Origin of the sequence: Phenylobacterium sp., from assembly GCF_044372605.1 — a bacterium.
Taxonomy (GTDB): domain Bacteria; phylum Pseudomonadota; class Alphaproteobacteria; order Caulobacterales; family Caulobacteraceae; genus Phenylobacterium.
This window is the reverse complement of sequence record NZ_JBILRO010000171.1, coordinates 1-7,502: the sequence shown is the minus strand read 5'-3', so window position 1 is coordinate 7,502 and position 7,502 is coordinate 1. Positions and strand designations below refer to the sequence as shown.

At 66.5% G+C, this 7,502-nt stretch carries 9 protein-coding genes; 4 read left to right on the top strand and 5 right to left on the bottom strand.

Going from position 1 to position 7,502, the window contains the following annotated elements; genetic code table 11:
* Positions 1-192 precede the first annotated feature (192 nt).
* From ACIQ42_RS13280 to ACIQ42_RS13270, 3 genes are read right to left on the bottom strand one after another with little or no spacing between them, the layout of a single operon-like run.
* Positions 193-966: a sulfite exporter TauE/SafE family protein gene (locus ACIQ42_RS13280; RefSeq protein ID WP_397422693.1), complete on the bottom strand. Its 774-nt coding sequence runs from the start codon at positions 964-966 to the stop codon at positions 193-195.
* Positions 967-970: 4 nt separating this feature from the next.
* Positions 971-1,504 (bottom strand): rhodanese family protein, encoded by a 534-nt coding sequence (locus tag ACIQ42_RS13275; protein ID WP_397422692.1) that lies wholly within the window; start codon positions 1,502-1,504, stop codon positions 971-973.
* Positions 1,470-1,832, bottom strand: coding sequence for an ArsR/SmtB family transcription factor (locus tag ACIQ42_RS13270; RefSeq protein WP_397422694.1), 363 nt, complete (start codon positions 1,830-1,832; stop codon positions 1,470-1,472). The genes ACIQ42_RS13275 and ACIQ42_RS13270 overlap by 35 nt, the downstream gene beginning before the upstream one ends.
* Before the next feature lie 74 nt (positions 1,833-1,906).
* On the opposite strand from ACIQ42_RS13270, the gene ACIQ42_RS13265 reads away from it, so the two are divergent.
* From ACIQ42_RS13265 to ACIQ42_RS13255, 3 genes are all read left to right on the top strand, one after another.
* The gene (locus tag ACIQ42_RS13265) at positions 1,907-2,767 is read left to right on the top strand and encodes an MBL fold metallo-hydrolase (RefSeq protein WP_397422690.1); all 861 of its coding nucleotides are present in this window, start codon (positions 1,907-1,909) and stop codon (positions 2,765-2,767) included.
* 85 nt (positions 2,768-2,852) lie between these two features.
* Positions 2,853-4,475, top strand: a complete 1,623-nt coding sequence (locus ACIQ42_RS13260) for a flavin-containing monooxygenase (RefSeq protein ID WP_397422689.1) — start codon at positions 2,853-2,855, stop codon at positions 4,473-4,475.
* Positions 4,472-5,098, top strand: coding sequence for an NUDIX hydrolase (locus ACIQ42_RS13255; RefSeq protein ID WP_397422687.1), 627 nt, complete (start codon positions 4,472-4,474; stop codon positions 5,096-5,098). The genes ACIQ42_RS13260 and ACIQ42_RS13255 overlap by 4 nt, the downstream gene beginning before the upstream one ends.
* Before the next feature lie 60 nt (positions 5,099-5,158).
* Here the strand turns inward: ACIQ42_RS13255 and ACIQ42_RS13250 are convergent, their stop codons facing one another.
* Both ACIQ42_RS13250 and ACIQ42_RS13245 read right to left on the bottom strand, forming a co-directional pair.
* Positions 5,159-6,160: an aldo/keto reductase gene (locus tag ACIQ42_RS13250; RefSeq protein ID WP_397422686.1), complete on the bottom strand. Its 1,002-nt coding sequence runs from the start codon at positions 6,158-6,160 to the stop codon at positions 5,159-5,161.
* Between the two features lie 49 nt (positions 6,161-6,209).
* Positions 6,210-6,869, bottom strand: coding sequence for a Type 1 glutamine amidotransferase-like domain-containing protein (locus ACIQ42_RS13245; protein ID WP_397422684.1), 660 nt, complete (start codon positions 6,867-6,869; stop codon positions 6,210-6,212).
* Positions 6,870-7,024: 155 nt separating this feature from the next.
* Here ACIQ42_RS13245 and ACIQ42_RS13240 point away from each other — a divergent pair, with 155 nt between their 5' ends.
* On the top strand, positions 7,025-7,417 hold the full coding sequence (locus tag ACIQ42_RS13240) for a hypothetical protein (RefSeq protein ID WP_397422683.1): 393 nt from the start codon (positions 7,025-7,027) through the stop codon (positions 7,415-7,417).
* Positions 7,418-7,502 lie beyond the last annotated feature (85 nt).

Below are 7,502 nucleotides of genomic sequence, written 5' to 3'. Positions count from 1 at the left end.
AAGAGATAGGCCGCGAAGCCTGTCGGCGGCACGGACATCTCGCCGGTCGATCCCGGGTCGTTGGCCTCTGCGACCGACATGGCGTTGCGTCTCCCCGCGACGACAGCCCCCAGCCAAGGCGAGCGCCGGATCGTCCGACGTCGTTGTAACCCGATCCCTACACATCGCAGGAGTCCCTTCTGCGGTCACGCCTCAGGTCATCGCGCGCCAGGCGACGTAGGCGGCTGTCGCGATCACCATCAGCGCGAATACTCGCCTGGCCAGGTCTGCGTGTCCCGCTAGGGCCCGCGCCATGGGCGCGCCGGCCAGGGCGCCGCCCGCGCCGCCGGCCACGAGCGCGGCAAACAGGCCCCAGTCGATCAGGCCCGAGATAGCGTAGCTCGCGCTGGTCGCGGCGCCGAACAGGGCCACCGAGACGAGGGAGGAGGCCGCCGCATGGGCCAGGGTCATGCCGGTCGCCGCCATCAGGCCGGGAACAATCAGGAATCCGCCCCCGATCCCGAAGAAGCCTGCGGCCAGACCGGTGGCGAGGCCCAAGGGGGCCAGCTTGACGGTTAGGGCCGGCGTAAGGTGTACGGACGGATCGCCAGCATCCTTCCTGGGAAACAGCATTGAGGCGCCGATCAGCGCCATGACGACGGCAAACCACAGGATCAACACCGCCCCGTCCACCTTCTGGGCCAGGTGGGCCCCGACCAGCGAACCGGCTAGACCAGCCCCGCCGAACACCAGGGCGCAGGGCCACTTGACCCGTCCCGCCCGGGCCTGGACGCCCAGGCCCATGGCGGCGTTCACGGCGACAGCGGCGGCCGAGGTGCCGATCGCCACGTGCGGGTCCTGTACGCCGACGAAATACAGCAGCAGCGGCGTCGCAAGCACCGAGCCCCCGCCGCCGAACACCGTGAGCAGCAGCCCGATCAGCGCGCCGCTGAGACCCGCGGCGGCATAGGACAGGATAGGATCCATAGAATCAGCCGACCGTTCGGCGGTTCCAGGGCGCCCGCGCTAAGAGCCCCGCCATGCCACAAAAGCCGGTCGCACCAGCGAAGATCAGCCCGGCGCCGACGAACCCGGAGATCGCGAAGAAGCCCGGGTGAAACCCGAAGCCCAGACCAACGCCCGCCAGCACCAGTAGGCCGGCTGCGATCTGGACCTGGCGCATCATTTCCAGCGGCGCCTTGCGGTCCTCTTCGACCGGCAGACCGGCTGCCTCCCAGCCATCAACACCGCCCTCAAGCACAAATGCCGGGCCCTCCACGGCCTTGGCGAGCCGGTCGCAGTTCGCACCGGTCCGCATGCCAGTACGGCAGGTGAAGATCACGTCGCGGCCCGGCTCGATCTTCAGGTGCGCCTGTTCGAAGGCCGAAAGCGGACGCGACAGGGCGCCGCGGACGTGGCGGCGTGCGAACTCGTCTGGCTCGCGGATATCCACGAGCACGGCGCGGTGCTGGAGCAGGCGGTTCCTCGCGTCAGCCGGCGTGAGGGGCGTGAGAACGGTTGTCATTGGGGGACCTCATGTCAGGGGGACAAAAGATCTCGGCGAGCGTCGCCACCACCTTCAGCGCTGCGGGGTCGACGATCCGGTAGCGCACGCTCTGGGCTTCGCGGCGGGTTGCCACGACGGCCTCTTCCCTCAGCACCGCAAGGTGCTGCGACAAGGCGGACTGCGAAAGGCCGACGAGGGGAACCAGTTCGCCCACCGATCGTTCGCCGTCCACGAGCTGGCACAGGATCATCAGCCGCCGCTCGTTGGCGAGCGCGCGCAGAAGCTTCGCGGCTTCCCCGGCGCTGGCCTCGAACTGGGCGATGTCGAAGTTCGTGAGATCGAACATGAGTTCCATATATGCGCTATTGCTAAATTAGCAAGATCTAATATATTCGCGGTCACACTCAGGAGGCTCCGGACATGCAACCGCATATTCAAGCGTTTTTCGACCCCGCCACATCTACTGCCAGCTACCTGGTCTCCGATCCGGCTACAGGCGCGGCGGCGATCATCGACCCGGTCCTCGACTTCGAGCCCAGGAGCGCACGGCTATCGACCGATTCGGCGGAGGCGATCCTGCAAGCCGTGCGGGAGCAGGGCCTGCACCTGGCCTATGTACTGGAGACCCATGCACACGCCGATCATCTGTCGGCCGCCGATCACATACGCCGCGCCACGGGAGCCGAGGTGGTGATCGGGGCGCGGATCACCGAAGTGCAGGCGCAGTTCGCACCGCTGTTCGAGGTCGAGAATCTCCAGCCCGATGGCGGCGACTTTGATCGACTGGTGCGCGAAGGTGACGTCCTTCCGCTCGGCGACCTGTCCATCGGCGTGCTGCATACGCCCGGTCACACGCCAGCCTGTGTCACCTACACCCTGGGCGACGCGGCTTTTGTCGGCGACACACTGTTCATGCCGGATTACGGCACCGCCCGCGCCGACTTCCCAGGCGGCGACGCGACGGCTCTCTACCGATCCATCCGGAAGGTCCTGGCCTTGCCGCCGGAAACCCGCCTCTTCGTCGGCCACGATTACCTGCCCGCAGGCCGTACCGACGCCCGCTGGGAAACCACCGTGGCCGAAGAGCGCGCCCACAACATTCACGCTCACGACGGCGTCACCGAAGCCGCCTTCGTCGCCATGCGCCACGCCCGCGACGCCACGCTTGCACCGCCGACGCTGATCCTGCCGTCTCTGCAAGTGAACATCCGGGCCGGCGCCCTGCCCCCCGCCAGTCCCGGCGGTCATGTCTATCTGAGGTTGCCGGTAACCCAGGCCTGACCCTGCGGCGCCCTCCTGCATGAAAGTCATGCACGGCCCGACAAGTCGGGTATGGTTGGAAAACAACGGATGAGGGAATGTGGTCATGGCGACGGGCGCAGCAGGCGATTCATTCGATGCGGTGATCGTGGGCGCCGGGTTCTCTGGCCTCTATATGCTGCACAAGCTGCGCGGCATGGGGCTCAGCGCGAGGATCTACGAGGCCGGCACCGGCGTCGGCGGCACCTGGTACTGGAACCGCTATCCCGGCGCCCGGGTGGATATCGAGAGCCAGGAGTATTCCTATTCCTTCTCGCCGGAGCTCGATGACGAGTGGGTCTGGAGCGAGCGCTACGCCACCCAGCCGGAACTGCTGCGCTACCTCAATCATGTCGCCGACCGGTTCGACCTGCGCCCGGACATCCAGCTCGAGACCAGGGTTACCACCGCCCACTTTGACGAGAGCTCCAACCGCTGGACGATCACAACCGACCGCGGGGAGTGCATCAGCGCACGCTACTGTGTCATGGCCACCGGTTGCCTCTCTGTGCCCAACGACGCGACGTTCCCGGGCATGGAGACCTTCCAGGGCAAGAGCTGGCACACCAACAACTGGCCCCGTGATGGTGTGAACTTCAAGGGCCAGCGCGTGGCGGTCATTGGCACCGGATCGTCAGCTATCCAGTCGATCCCGATCATCGCCGCCGAGGCGGATCATGTGACCGTTTTCCAGCGCACACCCAACTTCAGCGTGCCTGCGCATAACGGCCCTGTGGACCCGGTGATCGCCGCTGACTGGAAAGCCAACCGCGCGCAGCGCCGGAAGGAAGCACGCGAAACCGGCTTTGGCATCCTGATGGTGGGGAACAACGAGACCCTGGCGCTGGAGGACAGCCCGGAAGCCCGGCAGGCCAACTATCAGGCCCGCTGGGAGATTGGCGGCTTCGCCCTGTTGGGCGGGTATGGTGACCTCGTCGTCGACACTCAGGCCAACGATACGGCCGCCGAATTCGTCAGGGGCAAGATCCGCGAGATCGTCAAGGACCCCGCCGTGGCCGAGAAACTGGCGCCCAAGTCTTTCCCGATTGGCTCCAAGCGCCTTTGCGTCGACACCGGCTACTACGACACATTCAACCGCGACAACGTCACCCTGGTCGACCTTCGCGAAGAGGCGCTGGAGGCGATCACGCCCACCGGCGTGCGCACCACGCGCGGAAGCCATGACGTGGACACCATCGTCTATGCCATCGGCTTCGACGCCATGACGGGCGCGCTGGGCAAGGTGGACATCCGCGGCCGCGGCGGCGAGACCCTGAAGGACGAGTGGGCGGACGGCCCGCGCACCTACCTGGGCCTGATGGTGGCGGGGTTCCCCAATCTGTTCATCGTGACCGGGCCCGGCAGCCCCTCGGTGCTCTGCAACATGGCCGTGGCCATCGAGCAGCATGTGGAGTGGATTTCCGACTGCATCGGCTGGATGGGCGAACGGCAGATGGGCGCCATCGAGGCGACGACGGCCGCCCAGGACGCCTGGGTCGAACACGTCAACGAGGTGGCCGCGCCCACCATCTTCCCGCTGGCGAACTCCTGGTACATGGGCGCCAATGTGCCGGGAAAACCCCAGGTGTTCATGCCCTATATCGGCGGCTTCCCGGTCTATCGTGACAAGTGCAACGAGGTGGCCGCCAACGGCTACGAGGGCTTCACGGTCTCGTCCGACGCGCGGTGACCTGGACTGCGCTGCCGCTGCCGGATCTCAGATCGCGGATTGCGGCCAATCTCTCGGGGTTCCCGCGCCGCGAGATTGCGGCTGATGGATTGCGGCTGGCGGCCGTGGCGGTGGTGGTCTCGCCACATAAGGGAAGGCCTACGTTCCTGCTCACCCGGCGCGCGCTGACCATGCGGCGCAACGCCGGCAACTACGCCCTTCCCGGCGGCAATATCGAACCCGGTGAGGATGTGATCGACGCCGCCCGACGCGAGACCTCAGAGGAACTTGGCGTGTCGCTGGATCGGGACGCCGCGCTGGGCCGACTGGATGACTTCAAGACCCTGGGCGGGCATCGGGTGACGCCTGTGGTCTTCTGGTCCGATACCGAACTCACCGTGATCCCTGACCCCGTCGAAGTCCATGTCGCCTGGCGGATCCCGCTCGCCGAGCTGGACCATCCAAAGTCCCCACGCCGTCAGGCTCACCCTCATGGCGATGACCTGATCCTGCAGATGCGGCTCCGCGGCCAATGGGTCAACGCCCCGACCGCGGCCTGGCTATACCAGTTCCGCGAGGTGGCCCTGCACGGCCGCCCCACTCGCCTGGACGATGTGGGTCAGCCGGAGTGGACGCGGGGGTGACAGCAGCCGCGAGGCGGCGCCTGAATCGCCGAACCCAATGCCTTGTGACAGGGAGAACCCTCAGCCTTCCGTGGGCATCAGCTCGGTATCCACCGAGGCCTGCATGGCGGGCGCGTAGCGTGATCCCGTTACGGTCTCGCCGTTCACAATCTGATCGACCCGGGCCATCACGGCCTCTGACAGCGTCACACCGGCGGCGGCGGCATCCTCGCGCATGTGATCGGGGCTGGTGGTGCCAGGGATCGGAATGATGATCTCATCTTTCTGCAGAAGCCAGGCGAGGCAGAGCTGGGCCGTCGTGCAGCCAGCTTCGCTCGCCAGCGCCTCGAACCGGCGATAGAGCGCCATGTTGGCCTCGAACGCGGCGCCCTGAAATCTGGGCATGCTGCGCCGGAAGTCGCCTTCCTCAAGCTTCGCCGGGTCGGTGACGCCACCCGCCAGAAACCCGCGTCCGACCGGCGAGAAGGCCACGAAGGCCACGCCCAGTTCGCGGCAGGCGTCCAGCACGGCGATCTCGGGGTTCCGCGTCCAGGGTGAGTACTCGGTCTGCAGCGCCGCAACAGGGTGGACGGCGTGGGCCTTGCGCAGGGTCGGGGCGGAAACCTCCGACAGGCCGATGGAACGGATCTTTCCTGCCGCAACCAGGTCGGCCAGGGCGCCGACGCTGTCCTCGATCGGCACCTGACGGTCCATCCGGTGCAGGTAGTAGAGGTCGATGACGTCGGTCTTCAGGCGTTTCAGGCTGACCTCGCACAGAGCCTTGATCGTCTCGGGCCGGCCGTCGATCCCGCGCTGCGTGCCGGTGGCGTCGGTGATGCCGCACTTGGACGCGAGCACGAACCTGTCGCGATGCGGGCTCAGCACCTCGCCCACCAGGGTCTCGTTGTGTCCCAGGCCATAGACCGCCGCCGTGTCGAAGAAGGTATAGCCGGCGTCCAGCGCGCCCAGCAGCACCTGTTCGGCCTGCTCACGGGGCGGAGGGGCGCCATAGGCGTGGCTCAGGCTCATGCAGCCCAGACCAATGGCCGAAACCTCGAGCGAACCGATGCGGCGTTTCTGCATGTGCCTGTCTCCCTTTTGCGAGGTGAAAGGCGGCCTCACGACCCGTGTGTCAAGTGCGCCCGACGTGCAGCTCGAGGGTTTCACCGTCCTGGATCAACACGTCGCCATCGCGCAAAGTCCGGTGGGGAATCCGATTTTCAGCCATCCAGCTGGCGGTTCGCTCCGCCGCCCCGGCTTCGGCATGTTCGGAGCGGAAATGGGGTACGATCGCCGCGTCGATCAATCCAAGCCCCTCCCAGACCGGATCAGGTTGATAGCCTTCGGCCAGGACCGCCGGATCATCCATGAGCTCCAGACCCCGCAACGACGGCGCAGCGACACAGGCCCCGGCGCTCCAGCCGCCATAGATCAGCTGTTCCGCCCAGACGAGGCCCGGCGCCATGGCGTCGAACCCGCTCTGCCGCATGGCTCTTCGCAGCAGAAACGCATTGCCGCCAACCGCCCAGACCATCTTCGTGCGCGAGAGTTCGGCCAGCAAAGCCTCGGGTCGTCGAAAGTAGGCCCGGAGATCAAGATCATAGGCGTCCAGGCCCTGGTCCCGGAATTCGGCGATCGGATCGTAGACGTCGCGCGCATAGGCCTGTCGCGACGGCATCGGAAGGTGGTCCACCGCGTTGGCGATCACGCCGACCCGAGCGCCCGGCCCTGCCAACCGGAGCAGGTGAGCGTGACTGTCACGGGTTCGATTTGAAGCCAGATACAGGCGCATGGGTTGCTCTACTGTCCCTGGACCAGCCCGTCACCCGCCAGAAGATCAACATTGCCGCAGCGCATCTGGCAGATGCCAGATTGGCATTGGATCAGCCGTCCACGATGCGTCATCAACCGGACGAAGGCCAAACACTCGCCCAAGGATCCCTTGCCATGATGTACCTGCGTCTCAGCCTGATCGCGCTGGCCGGCCTTGCCCTGGCCGCCTGCGACAACGCAGGTTCGGCCCTCAAGACCAGCGCCGGGGACTTCGCCAAGGAAGCGACCCGCACGGCCTCCGGCATGGTGAGCCTCAAGACCGCCTGTACTGTGGCCGGTCAGAGCGAGGCTTTTTGCGGATGCGTCGAGGAGCGACTGGGCGCCAGGCTTGATCCCGCCCAGCTCAAGGGCGTCACCGACGTGATCATCGAGGCCGTCAAGACCGGTTCACTGGAGGGCGCAGCACAAAACGCCACCGCCCTGCCGCCGGAGACCCGCACGGCGCTGGTCCAGTGTGCGGCGCGCGCCACGGTCGCAGGGGTGGTTGGCGAGGCCAGCGGGCAGTAGTCGGTCAGCCCAGTCCCTGTTGGGCGCGCTTCTGAGCGAACCAGGGCTTCAACCTTTGGATCGCATCCTCGATTTCAGGTGTGGA